At 43.2% G+C, this 19,302-nt stretch carries 16 protein-coding genes; 14 read left to right on the top strand and 2 right to left on the bottom strand.

The features are described 5' to 3' along the window. The first annotated feature begins 85 nt into the window (after positions 1 to 85). The 12 genes from nuoL to ACXAD1_RS23150 all read left to right on the top strand — a co-directional run bounded on the left by nuoL (position 86) and on the right by ACXAD1_RS23150 (position 15,148). A complete protein-coding gene (nuoL, locus tag ACXAD1_RS23205) occupies positions 86 to 1,954 on the top strand; it encodes an NADH-quinone oxidoreductase subunit L (protein ID WP_370223614.1) in 1,869 nt (622 codons plus the stop codon). After that, a complete protein-coding gene (locus ACXAD1_RS23200; protein WP_474911167.1) occupies positions 1,951 to 3,468 on the top strand; it encodes an NADH-quinone oxidoreductase subunit M in 1,518 nt (505 codons plus the stop codon). Before nuoL ends, ACXAD1_RS23200 begins: the two co-directional genes overlap by 4 nt. Before the next feature lie 6 nt (positions 3,469 to 3,474). Continuing rightward, positions 3,475 to 4,989: an NADH-quinone oxidoreductase subunit NuoN gene (gene nuoN / locus ACXAD1_RS23195; protein WP_474911166.1), complete on the top strand. Its 1,515-nt coding sequence runs from the start codon at positions 3,475 to 3,477 to the stop codon at positions 4,987 to 4,989. Between the two features lie 289 nt (positions 4,990 to 5,278). Continuing rightward, the gene (locus tag ACXAD1_RS23190) at positions 5,279 to 5,530 is read left to right on the top strand and encodes a DUF1146 family protein (RefSeq protein ID WP_206840686.1); all 252 of its coding nucleotides are present in this window, start codon (positions 5,279 to 5,281) and stop codon (positions 5,528 to 5,530) included. 272 nt (positions 5,531 to 5,802) lie between these two features. Then, positions 5,803 to 6,546: a YwmB family TATA-box binding protein gene (locus tag ACXAD1_RS23185; RefSeq protein ID WP_474911165.1), complete on the top strand. Its 744-nt coding sequence runs from the start codon at positions 5,803 to 5,805 to the stop codon at positions 6,544 to 6,546. Positions 6,547 to 6,579: 33 nt separating this feature from the next. Then, positions 6,580 to 7,890 carry a UDP-N-acetylglucosamine 1-carboxyvinyltransferase gene (murA, locus tag ACXAD1_RS23180; protein ID WP_370223622.1) on the top strand — a complete coding sequence of 437 codons (1,311 nt, stop codon included), beginning with the start codon at positions 6,580 to 6,582 and terminating at the stop codon, positions 7,888 to 7,890. 380 nt (positions 7,891 to 8,270) lie between these two features. After that, positions 8,271 to 9,857: a sensor histidine kinase gene (locus ACXAD1_RS23175; protein ID WP_370223624.1), complete on the top strand. Its 1,587-nt coding sequence runs from the start codon at positions 8,271 to 8,273 to the stop codon at positions 9,855 to 9,857. A 22-nt stretch (positions 9,858 to 9,879) separates the two neighbouring features. After that, entirely contained in the window at positions 9,880 to 10,566 is a 687-nt protein-coding gene (locus ACXAD1_RS23170; protein WP_370223625.1) for a response regulator, read from the top strand. A gap of 180 nt (positions 10,567 to 10,746) precedes the next feature. Further along, on the top strand, positions 10,747 to 11,724 hold the full coding sequence (locus tag ACXAD1_RS23165) for a tripartite tricarboxylate transporter substrate binding protein (RefSeq protein ID WP_370223626.1): 978 nt from the start codon (positions 10,747 to 10,749) through the stop codon (positions 11,722 to 11,724). Positions 11,725 to 11,737: 13 nt separating this feature from the next. Continuing rightward, the gene (locus ACXAD1_RS23160) at positions 11,738 to 12,187 is read left to right on the top strand and encodes a tripartite tricarboxylate transporter TctB family protein (protein ID WP_370223628.1); all 450 of its coding nucleotides are present in this window, start codon (positions 11,738 to 11,740) and stop codon (positions 12,185 to 12,187) included. Positions 12,188 to 12,208: 21 nt separating this feature from the next. After that, positions 12,209 to 13,714 (top strand): tripartite tricarboxylate transporter permease, encoded by a 1,506-nt coding sequence (locus ACXAD1_RS23155; protein ID WP_206840673.1) that lies wholly within the window; start codon positions 12,209 to 12,211, stop codon positions 13,712 to 13,714. Positions 13,715 to 13,780: 66 nt separating this feature from the next. Continuing rightward, positions 13,781 to 15,148, top strand: coding sequence for an SLC13 family permease (locus tag ACXAD1_RS23150; RefSeq protein WP_474911164.1), 1,368 nt, complete (start codon positions 13,781 to 13,783; stop codon positions 15,146 to 15,148). Between the two features lie 53 nt (positions 15,149 to 15,201). Here ACXAD1_RS23150 and tcuA read toward each other — a convergent pair whose 3' ends face one another. Further along, entirely contained in the window at positions 15,202 to 16,701 is a 1,500-nt protein-coding gene (gene tcuA / locus ACXAD1_RS23145) for an FAD-dependent tricarballylate dehydrogenase TcuA (protein WP_474911163.1), read from the bottom strand. Positions 16,702 to 16,824: 123 nt separating this feature from the next. On the opposite strand from tcuA, the gene ACXAD1_RS23140 reads away from it, so the two are divergent. Both ACXAD1_RS23140 and spoIID read left to right on the top strand, forming a co-directional pair. Then, positions 16,825 to 17,682, top strand: coding sequence for a LysR family transcriptional regulator (locus ACXAD1_RS23140; protein ID WP_206840667.1), 858 nt, complete (start codon positions 16,825 to 16,827; stop codon positions 17,680 to 17,682). A gap of 105 nt (positions 17,683 to 17,787) precedes the next feature. Continuing rightward, on the top strand, positions 17,788 to 18,819 hold the full coding sequence (gene spoIID, locus ACXAD1_RS23135; protein ID WP_474911162.1) for a stage II sporulation protein D: 1,032 nt from the start codon (positions 17,788 to 17,790) through the stop codon (positions 18,817 to 18,819). A 24-nt stretch (positions 18,820 to 18,843) separates the two neighbouring features. Here spoIID and ACXAD1_RS23130 read toward each other — a convergent pair whose 3' ends face one another. Then, positions 18,844 to 19,272, bottom strand: coding sequence for a VanZ family protein (locus ACXAD1_RS23130; protein WP_474911161.1), 429 nt, complete (start codon positions 19,270 to 19,272; stop codon positions 18,844 to 18,846). Positions 19,273 to 19,302 lie beyond the last annotated feature (30 nt).

Genomic DNA, 19,302 nt, shown 5'->3' with positions numbered 1-19,302 from the left:
TGGCGCCGCCTTTATGGACCTGATAATAAGGTCCCAATCTGACACGCCAAGCATTAGGGCGTGTTCAAAAAAGGGGATTGTGATAATGATGGAGAATGCATGGATCATACCGCTTTTCCCGCTTTTATCGTTTTTGTTCCTTATTTTATTCGGCAAACGGCTAAAAGAAGCGAGTGCATATATAGGAATTCTGTTTTCCCTGGCATCGCTTGTCTATTCAATATTGGTGCTATTTGACCGGTTTTCGGCACCAACTTTTAAAGCAGAAGGCGTTTGGCTGACTATAGGGGATGTTCAGTTAACAGCGGGTTTTGAAGTTAATCAGTTAAATGCACTGATGCTGGTGATTGTATCACTTGTCAGTTTCCTGGTACATACGTATTCGAAAGGCTATATGCAGGGTGATGACCGCTTCCCTGTTTTCTATGCTTATTTAGGGTTATTTACATTTGCCATGCTGGGCCTTGTCATCTCGCCTAATCTGCTTCAGACGTATTTCTTCTGGGAGCTTGTCGGACTGGGTTCCTTCCTGCTGATCGGTTTCTATTTTTACAAAGAGGAAGCAAAGGCTGCGGCTAAAAAAGCATTTATCATGACCCGTATTGGAGACGTCGGCCTTTTGATCGGAATGATTCTGTTATTCTGGCAGGCTGGCAGCTTTGAGTATGATGAAATTTTTGCAGCTGTTGAAGCTGGTGCCATTTCGGGCACAATGATTACGTTAACAGCTATTCTTATTTTTGTAGGGGCTGTCGGTAAATCGGGCCAGTTCCCGCTGCATACCTGGCTTCCGGACGCAATGGAAGGACCGACGCCGGTCTCCGCATTAATCCATGCTGCGACAATGGTAGCTGCAGGTGTGTATTTAGTGGCAGCGCTGTTCCCGCTGTTTACTGCAAGTGAAACAGCATTGATGACAGTTGCTGTAATTGGGGCGTTCACAGCCATTTTTGCAGCAAGCATCGGCCTGGTCCAAAAGGATATTAAGCGGGTGCTCGCTTATTCAACCGTCAGCCAGCTTGGCTATATGATGCTGGCGCTGGGTTCTGCCGGATATGTAGCCGGTGTATTCCATTTAATGACACATGCCTTTTTCAAGGCCTTGCTGTTTCTAGCAGCCGGAAGTGTCATCCACGCGGTTCATACACAGAATATTGAACATATGGGCGGATTATGGAAAAAGCTGCGCGTGACTGGCCCTCTATTCCTGATTGGGACACTGGCGATCAGCGGGGTTCCATTATTTTCAGGATTCTTCAGTAAAGATGAGATTTTAATTGCTGCCTGGGCACATGGGAATACAGTGCTGTTCTGGCTAGCGGTGATTGCTGCGTTCTTTACGGCATTTTATATGTTCCGTCTGTTTTTTATGGTTTTCGCTGGTGAAGCAAGAACCGATATGAAAAATGTTCACGAGTCGCCTGGTGTTATGACGCTGCCAATGGTGGCCCTAGGGGTGCTGGCTGTAGTGGCTGGATATGTGAATACACCATGGTTTGGTACATTTCTTGGTGATTGGCTCGTGGAAGATAACCATGCTCTGGGTCATGGCCATATTGAGGGGCCTGCATGGATAATGATTGTCGCCACTGCTGTTTCCCTGCTGGGAATTTTCCTTGCCTGGCTAATGTATGGCAAACGTTCGCTTGCCCGCGATTGGCTTACAAGCAGAATGCCGCTTTCATACAGTGTTCTGTACAATAAATACTATATTGATGAATTCTATTCGCTGACAGTAGTAAATGGTGTGAAATTCTTTAGCTCATTCCTGCGCTTCCTGGAAGTGTTCCTGGTTGAAGGACTTGTAAAGAGCGTAACTGGAATCGCGTCTGCACTCGGAAGACTTGGTTCTAAATTTCAAAATGGCCAGATTCAGACTTACGGAACAGTGGCGTTTGTCGGGCTTGCTATTTTAGTAGTCATCTATGCGTTTTCAGGGGGGTACTTAAAATGAACTTAGCTTATTTTCTATCCATTTTAGTTTTCTCCCCGCTGCTTGGTATTTTAGTATTATCATTCCTGCCGAAAACACAGGAATCATTGATCAAGGCCGTTGGTTTCCTGGCTACCATTCCGGCACTGGTATTGGCGCTGATAGCCTATTTTCAATACCGTGCAGGTGCAGGCTTGGAACAGCTGAATGAAAAAGTCAGCTGGATTCAGTTTGGAGATTCCGGCCAGCTGGGCAACCTTTTTTCCATTGATTATGAACTGGGGCTGGATGGATTTTCATTAATCATGGTTGTGCTCACAGCTGTGCTTTCAACACTGGCAGCTATTGCTTCTATTCATATTAAAAAAGAATGGAAGGGCTATTTCATGCTGTTCCTGCTGCTTGAAGTCGGCATGCTGGGTGTATTTGCAGCTGAAAACCTGATTCTTTTCTTTATCTTCTTTGAAATAACCTTGATTCCGACCTTCTTCCTGATCGGAAAATGGGGTTACTTTGAAAAGGAAAATGCAGCATACAGCTTCCTGATCTATAACGGACTTGGATCTGCTGTTCTGCTGATTGTCATTATGGTACTGTTTGCCCGAACTGGCACAGCTAATATTGATGCTTTGATGGCCGTAATGAACGCGGATAATCCGCAGCTAGTTGCGCCAATCTCTGAAAATATGAAAATGGGCATGCTGATTGCGCTTTTAATTGCATTTGGAGTGAAGCTTCCTATATTCCCGCTGCACAGCTGGATGGTAAGGGTGCACGTACAAGCTCCGCCATCAATCGTCATGCTGCACGCTGGGGTGCTTTTGAAAATAGGGGTATTCGGCTTAATCCGCTTCGGCATGGGGATATTTCCTGAGCAATTCCAAAGCCTGGCTGTTTGGCTGGCTGTGCTCGGAGTCGTGAATTTACTGTATGGAGCGTTCCTGGCGTTTGTTCAGACCGACTTTAAAATGGTGCTTGCCTACTCTTCTATTTCCCACATGGGAATCGTTTTAATCGGGTTAGGCGCATTAAATGAGGCAGGAATCCAGGGGGCGATTTTCCAGGTTGTTTCTCACGGGTTAATCGCAGCGCTTTTATTCTTCCTTGTCGGTGTGTTTTATGAACGAGTTCAAACCTCCAATATTCAAAATCTCGGCGGTTTGGCAAAAGGGATGCCGATTACAGCAGGCTTCCTGCTTGCGGGGGCTATGGCTTCACTTGGTTTGCCTGGCATGTCAGGATTTGTAAGTGAATTTATGGCCTTCCTTGGCTTATTTAGAGAAATGCCGATTCTTGCTGCAGTCGGTACAATCGGAATCATTATGACAGCAGTTTACCTGCTTCGCGCGGTACTGGGCATCACTTACGGCAAAGCGCATAGAGACTTTGCTGGCGTTACGGATATGAAAAAGTTTGAGTTCGTGCCTGTCCTGGTCTTAGTCGGCTTAATTGTCCTGATTGGTGTTTATCCAAGTGTACTGAGTGAACCGCTGACATCAACACTTGAAACGATCATGCTGGGGATAGGAGGGTGATGAAGGATGGATCTCGAAACATTATTATCATATGAATGGGGCATTATGACGCCAGAGTTCATCATCCTTGGTGTTGCGACCGCTCTTTCACTAATGGATTTATTTATGCCGAAATCACAAAGCCGAAAAGTTCTCGGCTGGGTCGGCTTTGCCGGCATTCTGGCAGCGCTTGTTTCCTTATTGGGCCTTATCGGACATGGCCCGGAATCCATTTTGCTTGATACGTTCAGGCTTGATTCCTTTGCAAAAGCTTTTAAGCTGCTGCTTTTGATTGGATCGGCTATGGTACTGCTGATTGCCATTGGCTATGAGCCAAATGAAGGATTGGAAGAATTCAGGGGGGAATTTTTCTATCTCTTCATGGCTGCATTACTTGGAGCGATGATCATGTCTTCAAGCGGCGACTTAATTACCCTGTTTGTGGGACTTGAGCTGCTTTCCATCTCGTCCTACATTTTGGCAGGCATGAGAAAACGAAATCTGCATTCAAATGAATCTGCCATGAAATATGTGATAAATGGCAGTATCGCCACAGCGATCACTTTGTTTGGAATGAGTTATGTATACGGTTTAACTGGAACTACGAACTTAAAGGAAATGGCAGGATTTTTGACATCCGTCTATAACGAGCAGCATATTTACCTGCTTGGCCTTGCGTTTTTTATGATTGTGGTGGGACTTTCTTTCAAATTGGCAGCAGCACCGTTCCATATGTGGGCGCCTGATGTGTACCAGGGCGCACCTACACCTGTAACAGCTTTTTTAAGTGTTGTTTCCAAAACAGCCGGGTTCATCATTATTATCCGCATCCTGTTCTCAATCTTTGCGAATGCACCATCCGGTGATGCACAGGGGCTGCCAATGATTCTTGCTCTCCAGGATTACATTGCCTTCCTGGCAGGAGCCACGATGATTATTGGGAACCTGATTGCGTTAAGGCAGCGAAATATCAAGCGTTTGTTTGCCTATTCCAGTATTGCTCAGGCTGGTTATCTGCTAGTCGTCATTGCGAGCATGTCACTGTTCATGTTTGATACACTCTGGTTCTATCTGGGAGCCTACTTATTTATGAACTTGGGTGCTTTTGCGATCATCCAGCATGTGACACATAAATCAGGATCTGAAGATATCAGTCAATTTGCGGGATTATACCGCCGGGCGCCGTTTCTGGCCATTGCCATGGCCATCTTCCTGTTGTCACTTGCGGGAATTCCGGGAACAGCCGGCTTTATTGGCAAACTGAATATCTTTATGGGTGCCTTAGTGCCGAATGAAGGCCATTATGTATTGGTATCGATTATGATTGCGACAACAGTCGTTTCATACTTCTATTACTTCGGCGTAATGGTGCAGATGTTCTTCAGGCCAGCAGCTGATACAGGAAAGGTTAAGACCCCAGCTGCATTAACAGCTGTTATCGGCATCAGCCTGGCAGCAACCATCCTGTTTGGAGTTGCACCAAATATTGCATTCGACTTCCTGCAGGGCAATTTCAACCAGTTTACTGATTTCTTTCAATAAAGTAGAAATCACTTATTAAAATGGGAGTTTTAAAAAGCTGTACCAAAAAGGGGCCAAAAGGGGTATTTATAGGAGGGGGAATTTTCCCCTTCTTTTTGTTTGTCTCTATTTAAACTTCGTGTTTTTTCGACAATTCGATATAATGGACATATAATCTGCGAAAAACAAAGAAACTTAATTTTCAAAAAATAACCAGTTATGAAACTTACCTGATAGTATAAACGTCAAATGGTATTGTAGCGCACAAAACAGGTAAGCGACGTGGCAAACTTTTAAGGGAGGGAAGAAGATGATATCAGGATTTGGGCAGCAGGCACTTATCAGTATTATGTCTCATCTGGTGTTTATTGCACTGGCCTGGTGGGCGCTTCAGGCATTGCGATTTGAAACACTATTGCGGGCAAATCATGTTTTTCAGGCACGTGTATTATATGTTCTGCTTTCTATTGTGATTGGTTCAGCCGTAAGCAACTTCTTTCTCGACTATCTTCTATGGTCCCAGCAGCTGCCGCTTATACTGCAGAATATTACCTTTCTTTAGGTGATGCATTTGATGGCCATATTTTTTATAAATATAGGTCTTCATACATGTTTTCTTTTTGAAGATTATTGAGTAAAATCTTTTTGTTGCTTGTTTTCCTGCATACATACTATCTTGTGAAATGGTTTTCAAAGTATGCAAAAAAGGGCAGGAATAGCAATGGAATTAACAGTGATTTTGCTGCCTTTTCAGTTTGTCAAAAAGTGACGACAATTCCCAAGTATGCTCACTCTATCCTTGGTAACAATGGTACTAAGGGGAGGAGTTTACAGATGAAAAAATCATTCATTACATTATCCATTATTGCCATTATTGGTTTCATGATGATAATCATTGGGAATAAGACGACTGTAGCCAAAGGGGAGCTTGACCTGTTAACGATGGCCTCGGTTTTACAGGGCGAGAATATTTTAATCAAAGATTGGACTTTGCATGCGAGAGAAAAAATGGAAAATCTTCAAACCCTTCGGGAAGTGAAAGCATTCACCGATGAATTGCAGGCGAAATATCCTGATTGGGAATGGAGCTTTCAAAGATCAGAAAAGTCTTGGGAAGCAGAAGCTATTATTATGAAAACAGATACTCAGTCAGAAGCAGTAAAAGTTTTATCGACCCCCACAAAAGGTCAAGTTCAGACGTATGTGATTTATGAGGCCAAAGGTCAGGGGTGGAAGAAAGAACAAAGCGAACTGGCTGCAGAACTGAATAGTAAGATTTCTGACATTTTTCGAGGAAATGCCACAATTTTCTCTTGTATCCAGGGTGAATTCAATGATAAGATTAATAAGTCTTTGCCTGATACTGCAACTCAATTGCTGGAAGCTTTTAATGCAACAGAAATAGAAGCACTAGAAGAGGACCAATTTATTTCAGCATCAGCAAATTCACCGCTTTTTGGTGAATTCATTGAGACAAATGGCAATAAAATGAACATGCAGCTTGGATTACGGACACAAGGAATGGGCGCCAAGACAAACATAGTTATTGGCACACCCATCATTACGATTGAATATTAATATAGAGAAAATGGACGCGGAGGGGAATACACTTTGGATAAAATCATCGTCCGCGGCGGAAATAGGTTAAGCGGTACTGTCAAAGTAGAAGGAGCAAAAAACGCTGTCTTACCGGTTATCGCCGCAACACTGTTAGCAAGTGATGGCAAAAGCGTAATTCGTGATGTCCCAACACTCTCCGATGTATATACTATTAATGAAGTATTACGCTATTTAAACGCCGAAGTGGAGTTTGAAAATAATACAGTAACAGTAAATGCATCTCGAGAGTTGAAGGTAGAAGCACCTTTTGAATATGTACGCAAAATGCGTGCTTCAGTTTTAGTCATGGGATCTTTATTAGCAAGAAATGGCCGTGCCCGTGTGGCATTGCCAGGGGGCTGCGCAATCGGTTCCCGCCCAATCGACCAGCATTTAAAAGGCTTTGAAGCGATGGGTGCGAAAGTAAAGGTTGGTAATGGCTTTATTGAAGCGGAAGCACCAGAAGGCCGCTTGCATGGAGCAAAAATATATCTAGATTTCCCTAGCGTTGGTGCTACGGAAAACATTATGATGGCTGCAACATTAGCCAAAGGCACAACGATTTTGGAAAACGTAGCAAAGGAACCGGAAATTGTAGACTTGGCTAACTTCCTCAATAAAATGGGTGCCAAGGTTAAAGGGGCAGGAACTGGCACGATTCGCATTGAAGGTGTGGACGTACTGTTTGGTGCAGAGCACAACATCATTCCTGACCGCATTGAAGCAGGTACATTCATGGTAGCAGCTGCCATTACAGGAGGAGACGTTCTTGTAAAGGGTGCTGTTCCTGAGCATTCCGCTTCTTTAATCGCCAAGATGGAAGAAATGGGTGTTACCTTCATTGAAGAAGCTGAAGGAATCCGTGTGCTGGGTCCAGATAAATTGAAGGCAGCTGATATTAAAACAATGCCTCACCCTGGCTTCCCGACAGACATGCAATCACAGATGATGGCCCTATTGCTTCACGCTCAGGGTACAAGTGTGATCACGGAAACTGTATTCGAAAACCGTTTCATGCATGTGGAGGAATTCCGCCGCATGAACGCTGATATTAAAATTGAAGGCCGTTCAGTCATTATGAACGGACCAAGCAATCTGCAGGGTGCAGAAGTAGCTGCTACTGATCTTCGTGCAGCAGCAGCCTTGATCCTGACTGGTTTGGTGGCAGATGGCGTAACACGCGTAACAGAGCTGAAGCATCTTGACCGCGGATACGTGAGTTTCCACGAAAAGCTTGCTGCACTTGGTGCAGATATCGAACGTGTGACAGAAGTGGAAGAAACACCTGTTAATAACAGCCTTGTTTCTGACATGAACGCATAAGTGATGCCAATCAAGGCGGCCATTGCGAGTCGTCAAAATAGTCGCCTTGCGCGCATTTCAAACTGAAACCGCAGAATCGAGCTGTCAGAGGACTGACAAATCGATTCTGCGGTTTTTAATTAATGATAAGAATAACTTTTGAACGTTGATAACTAACTGTCTAGCTCCAGCGCCTATCCCCTAGAGGTCACAAGCCGATCCTCCCAAAAAGGCAAAGAACGCCTTTCCGAGAGGATCGTCTTGTGCTTGTCGGGGGTGAGCTAGGCGCTTGCGCTTTTCTTATTGGCCGACTAGTAAGAAGGATTCATGGATAATTTTGAATATTTATACTAATATAATAGAAAAAAGATAGGATATAGTGAACAGCTGATGAAGATATAATGAAAAAAATCCTAAAGGTTTCTTTGAAGGTGAAAATTCTGGGATTGGTCCTCATGCTGATTATTTTTATCATCACGTCTTTATCTGGCTTATTTATTTATATGAAGCAGGCTGATGATGTGGTAAAGGCGAGGGAAATTTCTTTGGAAACGGCCAAGACCCTGTCTTATATGCCTGCCCTGCATGATTTCTTTCGGGATGGCGGCGGACATGAAGATATCAGTATATTGATGGACCAGATTAAATATCAATCCAAACCTATGACTGTATTTTTCCAGGGCCGTGATGGGAGGCTGATTGCTTCAACAGATGAAGAAGGCTTATATAATAAGCTGAATAATGAGAATCTCGATAAAGCGCTTACTTATGGGAGCTATTACGTACTTCAAACAACAGAAAATGGCAGAAAGGTGCTAAAAGCGGTTGCCCCAGTTATGGTGGATTATGGACCTTATAAAAAAGTCGAGGGTACAGTCGTTGTCTTATATGAAATGGATGCGATATATCTTTCTATTTGGGGCGACATCGCAAAAATTCTAAAAGCTTCCGTCCTAATCTTAATTATAGGAATCATTGGAAGCTTCCTTCTGGCCAACAGCATTCGCAAAGATACACTCAATCTGGAGCCATATGAAATCGCGGCTTTGTATAGAGAAAGAAATGCTATTCTCCAATCGGTGAGAGAAGGGATCATTGCTGTGGATGAGCGAGGGTATATCACCATGATGAACTCGTCTGCACAGCAAATGCTGGATATTGAGGCACAGGCAGAAGGAAGGCCCCTATCTGAAGTAATTTGTTCCTCGGACATGTTAAAGATTCTTACTAACAGCGAAAAACAAAAGAATGTTGAAATTCAATACAAGGAAAAAATTATGATTGTCAACACTGAGCCTGTCTTTGAAGAAAATCAAAGAAAAGGGATGGTAGGCAGCTTCCGGGACAGGACAGAGATCAAGCATATGATTGATGCCCTATCAGAGGTTAGACAGTATTCCGATGACCTGAGAGCTCAAGCTCATGAGTTTACCAATAAGCTCTATGCCATTCTCGGCCTTCTGCAGCTGAATAAGAAGGAGGAAGCGATTGAGTTTATTAAGAATGAGGACCATATCCATTCGATAGAAGAAGATTTATTACTATCAAAAATACAGGATGAAAAAGTCCAGGCCATACTATTAGGAAAAATGGCGCAGGCGTCGGAAAAGAAAATAAATTTTGTTATTGATCCAGAAAGCTCGCTGGAATCCCTTCCGGAAAAATTCAAGCTATCTTCCCTGATCATTATTTTGGGAAATCTCATTAATAATGCATTTGATGCCGTTGCAGAAAAAGAAGAAAAGATGGTTCATTTTTTTGTGACAGATATCGGAAATGACATTATTTTTGAAATCAATGACAATGGGAAGGGGATTAAGGATGAGGATAAGCCATTTATTTTTCAAACCGGTTTTTCTTCCAAGGGAAAACATAGGGGATATGGTCTTGGAAATGTAAACGATGAAGCACGATCATTAGGCGGAATGATTGAATTTGACAGTAATGAAGAAAATGGTACGGTGTTTACTGTCTACTTGCCAAAATGATTATCTCTTATAAAGGGGGAATTTGAGTGGGGTAATCAATGTTCTAATTGCTGAGGATGATTTCCGGATTGCGCAAATCCATGAAGAATTTTTATCAAGGGTTAAGGGCATGAAGCTAATCGGGAAGGCCTTAAATGCAAGGGAAACCATGAATCTATTGAACGTCCATCAAGTTGATTTGCTGCTGCTGGATATATATATGCCGGATAAATTGGGAACAGATCTGCTGCTGGAAATCCGTGAAAAGTTTCCCGCACTGGATGTTATTTTGATATCAGCTGCCAGAGAAAAAGAATATTTGCAGAAAGCTCTGAAGTTTGGCGTCCATAACTATTTGATTAAGCCGGTAACAATGGAGACTTTTGTAGGAACACTTGAAAAATATAGACATGATAAGCAGATCCTGGACTCATTAGTGGAAGTGAATCAGGATGCCATTGACCGGTTATTTGGAAGCCGCAAGGTGAAAGAAGATAAACTTGATTTGCCTGCGGGAATTGACTACCTTACCTTAAACAAAGTAAGCAAAATACTAAAGAAGGAATCGAAAGGCATGTCCGCTGACAAAGTTGGCGAAAAAATGGGTGCATCCAGGACTACGGCGAGAAGGTATCTGGAATACTTGGTAAGTGCCAATAAAGCGTATGTGGAGCAGGAGTATGGGATTGTAGGACGGCCGGAACGGAATTATTACATAAAAGAAGGATGAGGAAAAGTCCGAATGATCAGGGCTTTTTCTTTTTATAAATATGTGAACCTCTGAACATATGAACACAATGAACAAAATGCATATAAAGGTTTATAAGGACAATTTTTTGAAAACGTTTACACGAAAGTGTTTAGAATTTATTATAAATTCAGAATTAATAACTTAAAAGGAGTGGAAACCGTGAAAAACCTTGGAATTTTAATATTAGCTGCATTTATGCTGGCAGCGTGTTCATCAGGTAAAGCATCGAACAGTGCAGATTACCCCTCGAAAAATATTGAGATTGTAGCCCCGGCATCTCCGGGTGGCGGCTGGGATTTAACTGCCCGTTCCGTACAGAAAATCTTAAAGGATAACAAACTTGTCAAAGGCAATGTAAATGTCATTAATAAGCCCGGAGGCGGGGGTGAGGTTGGCTGGAATTATCTGCATAGCAAAGACTCTCATAACCTGGCAGTTAACTCGAGTTTGCTTCTGACCAATCATTTGCTGGGGCAAAGCAAACTGACCCACAAAGATTTTACTCCTTTAGCCACACTGGCCACTGAATGGCAGGCAATTGCGGTATCTGTTGATTCTCCATATAAATCTATCAATGACTTAATGGATGAAATCAAGAAGGATCCAAAGTCTATTAAAATCGGAGTCGGCCCTGGCTTAGGGAATGATGACCATTTGGCTTTTGTGCAGGTTGCAGACATGAAAGGGATTACACCATCGGACTTGAATTTCCTTGTTTATGATGGAGGCGGGGGAGATGTCGTTACCGCTCTGATGGGGAACCATGTGGATGTTGTAACCACATCGTTATCAGAGGTAAAGGATCAGCATTTGGCTGGAAAGCTTAGAATCTTGACTGTATCCTCTGATAAGACATTGGAAGAGCTCGAGGATGTGCCTACACTCCAGGAAGAAGGAATAGACATGGTCTTTCCACACTGGAGAGGAATTATGGGCCCGCCTGACATGACTGAAGAAGAAATAAACTATTGGGATGAGAAGTTAGCTGAGATGGTAAAAACGGATGAATGGAAGAAGCTGCTTGAGAATAATGACTGGGATGACTTCTATCAAAATAGTGAAGAAACGAAAAAGTTTTTTGATGAACAGGAGAAGTTATACAAAGATCTGATCAATGATTCTGGTCTGGTTAAGTAAGGGAGCGATTGCGATGAAAGCCGTAAAAATCGGAATGCCTGTGTTGATGATCATCATTGCCAGCGTCTTTTTAATCAGCTCTTTTGCCATTCCAAAGGCAAACCTCGGAAATCCAAACGGACCTTTATATTTTCCGGTCGGATTAAGCATTTTCATGCTGGTGCTTAGTGTTATCTACCTTTTTAATGAATTGAAAACCCTTCATGAACACAATGGAAAAATCCAGGGGCTTTTCCAGGGGAGGACACTGAAATTAATAGGGGTTACAATTGTGCTTGGAGTCCTTTACGCCTTTATCTTCGAGCCCTTTGGATTCCTGGCTTCAACCATTATATTCTTGGGATGTCTGCTGTTCTATGTGAATGGATGGAAGAAGTGGAAGGCTAATATCATTGTCACGGTTTTATTTTCGTTTATAACCTGGTACGGCTTTAGTGAATTGTTGGGTGTGAGTTTACCATAAATATGGAGGTGAGAAGATAGCATGGATGCTTTCTTACAAGGGTTCCAGATTGTTTTACAGCCGATGAATATCTTTTGGGTTGTAATTGGCGGATTTTTAGGCACGATTGTCGGCATGCTCCCTGGATTGGGGCCAGCAACAGCTGTTGCTGTATTAATCCCGATTACTTTTGGGATGGATCCGACAAGCGCGATTATTTTAATGGCTGCCATCTATTATGGTGCCATGTATGGCGGCTCAAGAAGTTCGATTCTCCTCAATACACCGGGAGATGGATCTGCAATCGCGGCCACCTTTGACGGATATCCGATGGCTCAAAAGGGACAGGCGGGAGAGGCAATGGCCATTTCCGCAGTGGCTTCCTTTATCGGCGGGGTATTGGCGGTCTTTGGTTTTATCTTTTTGGCAAAGCCGCTGGCAAACTTCGCTTTGAAATTTGGACCATCAGAATATTTCCTATTAATGCTTTTAACACTATCGGCGATTGTATCACTTTCAATCGGTAAAATGGTGAAAGGCTTCATCGCCATGGCTTTGGGTCTTCTGATCAGTACCATTGGAATTGACCCCCAGACGGGTGTGCACCGTTTTACAATGGATATTCCCCATTTAAGTGAAGGCATTGAATTCCTCATTGTTATAATCGGTGTTTATGCAGTAGGAGAAGTTTTTTATAACTTTTTAACGATTGATAAAGTAAAAAAAGAAAAGAAGAAGGTTGGCAGGATCTGGTTTACAAAAGATCAGTGGAAAAGATCGAAGTGGCCGATTCTTCGAAGTGCTCCATTAGGGTTTATCGTCGGGGTGCTTCCTGGAGCAGGAGGTTCGATTGCTTCCATGATGAGCTATTCAACTGAGAAGCAGCTATCAAAGAAGCCTGAGGAATTTGGCGAAGGAGCAGTTGAAGGACTGGCAGCTCCGGAATCATCCAATAACGCTGCTTCTGTGGGGGCAATGATTCCGCTTTTGACCATGGGAATTCCGGGTTCAGGCACGACAGCGGTTATGCTGGGAGCTCTTATCATGCTGGGAGTGAGGCCAGGCCCCTTGCTTTTTGAAAACGACCCTGGAATGGTATGGGCCCTGATCAACAGCATGTTTATTGGAAATATCGCACTGGTCATCATCAATATTCTCCTTGTCGGCTTATTGGTGAAAATCCTGGATACACCAGCTAAGGTCCTGTATCCGCTTATCATCATGCTGGCGTTTATAGGCACGTACACGCTCAGCTATAGCACCGTTGACTATTTCCTTCTGCTTCTTTTTGGCGTAATTGGGCTTTTCATGAAAATAATGGACTTCCCAATTGCCCCGCTGGTGCTGGCAATTATTGTGGGCGGGGATATGGAGCAGAATTTCCGGATGGCCCTGACTTCATCTAACGGAAGCTTAAGTATTTTCTTCTCTTCTGGAATTTCAATCACACTGATCGTGCTGACTGTACTTTCTTTGTTCTATCCAATTGTGATCAATAAGTTCAAGAAGAAAAGCAGAAATGATGATAAAGAAGCTATCTCTGCTTAATATGAGTCCAGGAAAGTCCACCAGAATAATGGTGGATTTTCCTGTTTATCCTGAAGGAGAAACATAATGAAAAAGAAAATTCTACTGATGATAGCAATCGCGCTGTATCTGTTCTTTTTTACCCTCCCGATGCAATGGGATATAAAAGTACAGTCGCTCACCGCGCTTGTGATCATCCAGCTATTATGGGTCGGAAATGTATTTCCCCTGGCATACAGCTCACTATTAGTCATGCTGATGTTTTCCTTTCATTTTTTTACTTATGAAGAGGTGCTGGCATATATCGCCTCTGATGTGGTCTGGCTGCTGGTTTCGACATTTATCATCTCAAGGGCCTTTATCGATACTGGTTTAGCCGACAGGCTTTCCTTAATGATTTTGAAATGCTCTCGCGGTGCGGGCAAGGTGCTTGTCTTCATCTCGTTTTTCCTTGTCTTCATTTTATCGGTCCTTGTCCCATCCAATGTTGGCAAAGCAAGCCTTCTGTCTTCCGTATTTGATAGTCTGATCAGAAGCTTAAAGTCAATGGACGAATCAAGCAATCTGGCCAAATCCTTATTTATCGGCATCACTTATCTTATTTCAATTACAGGTGCTTTTGTAGCTACAGGAGCAAGTTCTACGATCTATGCTTACAGTCTTTTGTCCGATAGCGGCCATCATATTGATTATCTGCAATGGACTCTTACTTTTGGAGTGCCAATCGCGATTTTTGCCGTGCTGCTCGGTCTGGCATTCATCATCATGTTTCCGCCGGAAAAAATAAACAAAGAACATTTGCTGTGTCTGCTTGAAGCCAAAATCAGTGAATTGGGAAAGATCAGTTCAAGAGAAAAGAAAATGCTTGCGATTATGGGCGTTACACTTGCTCTTTGGATCACACAAAGTATGCATGGATACTCAATTCCCCTCATTGGACTTTTGGGCGCTTGTCTGACCATATTCCCGGGAATCGGAGTCTGGGAATGGGAGCGGGCGAGAAAATCGATTAATTGGGATATCGTTCTGTTCTTTGCTTCTACGCTCATGGTCTCAGGAATGCTCTTAAGTACAGGCACCATCGATGTTCTGGTAAAGTATCTCACGCAATTCCTTGCCCTGAAGACTCCGTTTATGACTGCTTTGATCCTAGTTCTATTAACTTCATTGATGAGAATCATGTTTGTGAATGTCTTAGGTTTCCTCGCCATCATGCTTCCTATAGTGATTTCACTTGGGGATGTACTAAGTGGCTTCCCGGCACTAAACCTGGTGAAGGCCGTGCTTTTGGCAGGTATTCCAGGCTTCTTCTTTATCACACAATCGCCTGTCCATTTAATCAGTTATTCATATGGCCATTTTAGTGAGAGAGATTTGCTTAAAGCGGGTGCTGTTTCATTCTTGATTTGGATCGGGGTTATTTTAGGAGCTTTCGCATTTTATTGGCAGGGATGAGACAGCTTGAAGAAAAAATGGCGTGCCCAATTTAACTGTGCACGCCATTATAGTTATTTAATTGTAGCCCTGGATTGGTTCACTGCGAAGGATGCGGCCTGAGTTCCGGCGACTTTTCCATAAACAGCGCCGGACATTAAGCCTGATCCACCCGGATAGTTTTTATAAAAGATTCCCCCAACCATCTCTCCTGCTGCAAAAAGCCCTGGAATGGGGGTCTGTTCTTTATTTAGTACTTCTCCATCGGTGTTTACATGTAGTCCGCCAAAGGCAAAGGTAATTCCGCATGTAACCGGGAAGGCATAGAAGGGTCCTTTCTCAACCCGCAGTGCCCAGTTTGTTTTTTCAGGAGTGATGCCTGATGTTGATTTTCCATCTTTCACAGACGGATTATAATCACCATTTTGAACAGCATCATTATATTCGTGAAGGGTCTTTAAAAACTGTTCTTTTTCAACAGGAATCAGTTCCGCTAATTCCTCGAGTGTGTCTGCCTGATAAACTGTTGCTTCCTCAAGATTATATTCTTTGCGCAGAAGAGGTCTCACTTGGCTATCAAAGATCTGGTAAGCAACATGTCCAGGCTGTTTTAAAATTTCCCGTCCATATTTCGCATAGGTATAGTTCCTGAAATCGGCGCCTTCATCCACAAAGCGGTACCCTTCTTTATTTAACATGATTCCCAGCGGGTAGGAATGCTTCTTGAAGATATCGCCTGGCTTTGTGAAATCGCCCACCTTTGGAACATTATAGTCTGTACCAATGGAGTGGCATCCTGACCATTCTCCAAATGTTTCGGCTCCAGCCTCAATCGCCATATTGATTCCGTCACCTGTATTGAATTCTGTGCCCCGGACAGCAGCTGCTTCCCACTCAGGTCCTAAATTCCTGGAACGCATTTCTTTATTGGCTTCAAAGCTTCCACAGGCAAGCACGACACTGTTTGCCTCTACGGTAAGTTCTTTCTCTCTTTGCTTAACAACTGCGCCGGTGATTCTGCTGTCTTCCGTCAATAGCTTGGTTGCCTGAGCCTCATACCATATATCAATGCCTGCTTCCTTGGCACGCTGGAAAAGTGCCTTCATTAAGCCAATTCCTTTTTCTTTCGTTTTAACAGGAAGGCCGCCCCAGAAGTGAATTTTATCATCCTTTTTAAATGATTGATTATCATAATTCAGTTCAAATTCAACACCCTGCTCCTTCATCCAGACGATTGTTTCATAAGACTTTGAAACAAGCTGATTTGCCAGCTCCTTATGGCTCTGGCCTTCCGTCACCCTCATTAAATCATTATAATAGTCAGAATCACTGTACTCCGGCATAACAATGTTACCGGCTTCTTCATCTGTCAATAATGGCATGATTCTTCTGATATCGCTTAAATCGTTATAAGCAAAACGGATGGCCCCATCTGTAAAATATGAATTGCCTCCGCGCTTATGTTCAGGACCTTTTTCAAGAACCAGGACGCTTGCACCATTCTCCTTTGCCGAAATTGCCGCACATAGTGCCGCATTGCCGGCTCCCACCACTACTACATCATATTTAGCCATTTTAAGTTCCTCCCGACGAATGTTTACTATTTATAACTTTATTGTAGGGGGAATGGTAAAATAAATGAAATATTGATATTTTATTGTTAACGATAAAAAATTTCTATTTCAATGGAGGCTGAAATGGACGAAAAAGATTGGCTCATCCTGCAGACGATCCATAAAGAACGGAATATTACGAAAGCTGCGGAACAGCTGTATATCTCGCAGCCTTCATTAACATATAGGATTCAACAGCTGGAAAAAGAATTTGCTGTAAAAATCCTATCACGCAGAAAGAGAGGAGTGGATTTTACATCCGAAGGGGAATATTTAGTGGAATATGCCAATAGGATGATTCATCAGCTAAGAGAAACGAAGGATTTTCTCAGCAGCATGGAGGGTGAGGTAAGAGGAGCATTAAGGCTTGGCGTCTCGCAAACGTATGCCAGATATAGATTGCCTGAAATACTGGCTGCATTTCTAATTCAATATCCACAGGTAGACTTGAAGTTAAAAACCGGCTTCAGCTATGAGGTTATCCAAATGATTCAGAAAGAAGAGGCGAATGTTGGCATCGTCCGTGACCCTTATGAGTGGAAGGGGCCAAAAATGTTAATAGATGAAGAGAGAATCTTCCTTGCTTCAAAGGATAAAATCGATTTAGAACAGCTTCCATATCTGCCGAGAATAGATTATAACACCGATCCATCCTTGAAAAATATAATCGATCTTTGGTGGAAGGAAAACTTCGACCTTCCTCCGGCTATTACAATGGAAGTAGATATTATCGATACATGCCGTGAAATGATTCTGAATGGGCTGGGTTATGGAATCCTGCCGGAAATTTGCCTTAAAGGCTGCAAGGATTTAAACACATGGGAATTGAGCTTCAAGGGTGAAAAGCTTTACCGGAAAACATGGCTTGTATTTAATGAAAGTTCAATGGATCTCTCGGCCTCAAAAGCTTTTATCGAATTTATCCGGGGCAGTAAAGCTTAAATTGGATAAATCGCATTCCGGTTCATTAAGTTGTCATAATAGCTTGTCCATAGCCATAAACATGAAATGAGTTCGAATTATTTATTTGCTATGGAGGCTTAAAACATGACAAAATTCAAACCTTTCATCGTACTAGCCGCACTGTTGTTTGCCGTCACGCTCATCGTTCCCGCCCTGCTCGTGATACCCTTTACAGAAGGGAAAGTCAGCGGAAAGCTTGGCGAGGAGCTTCAGACTGAGACCAAGAAAGAGACGGCGGCAGAAATTCCCCAAGGGCCAGCCATAGAGGTAGGGGTCTATCGCCTTGCACAGAAAAAGCTGGAGACGGTTCCGCTTGAAGAGTATATCGTCGGAGTAGTAGCATCGGAAATGCCGGCTGAATTTGAAGAGGAAGCTTTGAAGGCTCAGGCATTGGCAGCAAGGACATTTATTGTTAAGCAGTTAATGAATAAAGATAGCGTTGAACTTCCAGAGGGGGCATTAGTTTACGATACAGTAACCCATCAGGTTTATAAAAATGATGAGGAACTGAGGCAGCAATGGAAACAAGATTATAAGTGGAAAATCGAAAAGGTAAGAGAAGCCGTTACCGAAACCAGTGGCCAGATCCTCACTTTCGATGGCTCACCGATTACAGCTTCCTTCTTTTCAACAAGCAATGGATTTACTGAAAACTCCGAAGCCATATGGCCAAATTCCGTTCCTTACCTAAAAAGTGTAGAAAGCAAATGGGACCTTCAGTCTCCGAAGTTTAATGGCAGAGAGGTATTCACCGTTCAGGATTTTGAAAGGAAATTGGGGGTGACGCTCCCTAATGATAGCACGATAGGAAACGTGACCGAGCGCACGGCCGGCCAGCGGGTCTCAAAAGTGGATATTAACGGAAAAGTCGTCAGCGGAAAAGACATCCGGGAGAAACTGGGCCTGAAATCAACAGACTTTACCTGGGAACGCAAAGGAGACAATATCATTATCAATACCCAGGGCTACGGCCATGGGGTCGGCATGAGCCAATACGGCGCAAACGGCATGGCAGCTGAAGGAAAGAACTACAAAGAAATCGTTGCCCATTATTATAAAGGGGTAGAAGTTGCCGCTTCCGACCAGCTGCTGACGAAAGTCACGGCTAAGAAATAATCGAAAGAGCTGGTTCATAGAGAATCAGCTCTTTCGTGCTGCCCTTTTAAAGAAACCAAGAAGCTTACTAAGCCTTTCAAACTTCCCATAAAAAAGAGCCCTGCTGATAAAATACCAGCATACCGCCACACCGGTAATATCCTTAACAGCGTCAATCACAGCAGCAGACCGGTACGGTACAAATGACTGATGGATCTCATCGAGAATTCCGTAGAAGCACGCAAAAACAGCCAAAAGAATATTCACTCCCGGCGTTAGCTTGCATGCAGTTAAAGCAGCCAAAACCAGAAGAACATACAAAATACCGAACTCAATCAGGTGCATAGATTCTTTTATAAAACGGTCCACCGCCAAATCCGGCAGCTCCACCACTGCATCTGCCGGCATGCTGGACAGGACCCAAATAAGCGCCATATAAAGGATAGGCAGCACACGTATTATCCACTTAACCATCTATCAGAAACTCCTTTTAAAATTTTTACG

It is taken from the genome of Cytobacillus sp. ABV4_503 (assembly GCF_056158445.1).
This window is presented reverse-complemented; position numbering and strand designations above follow the sequence as displayed.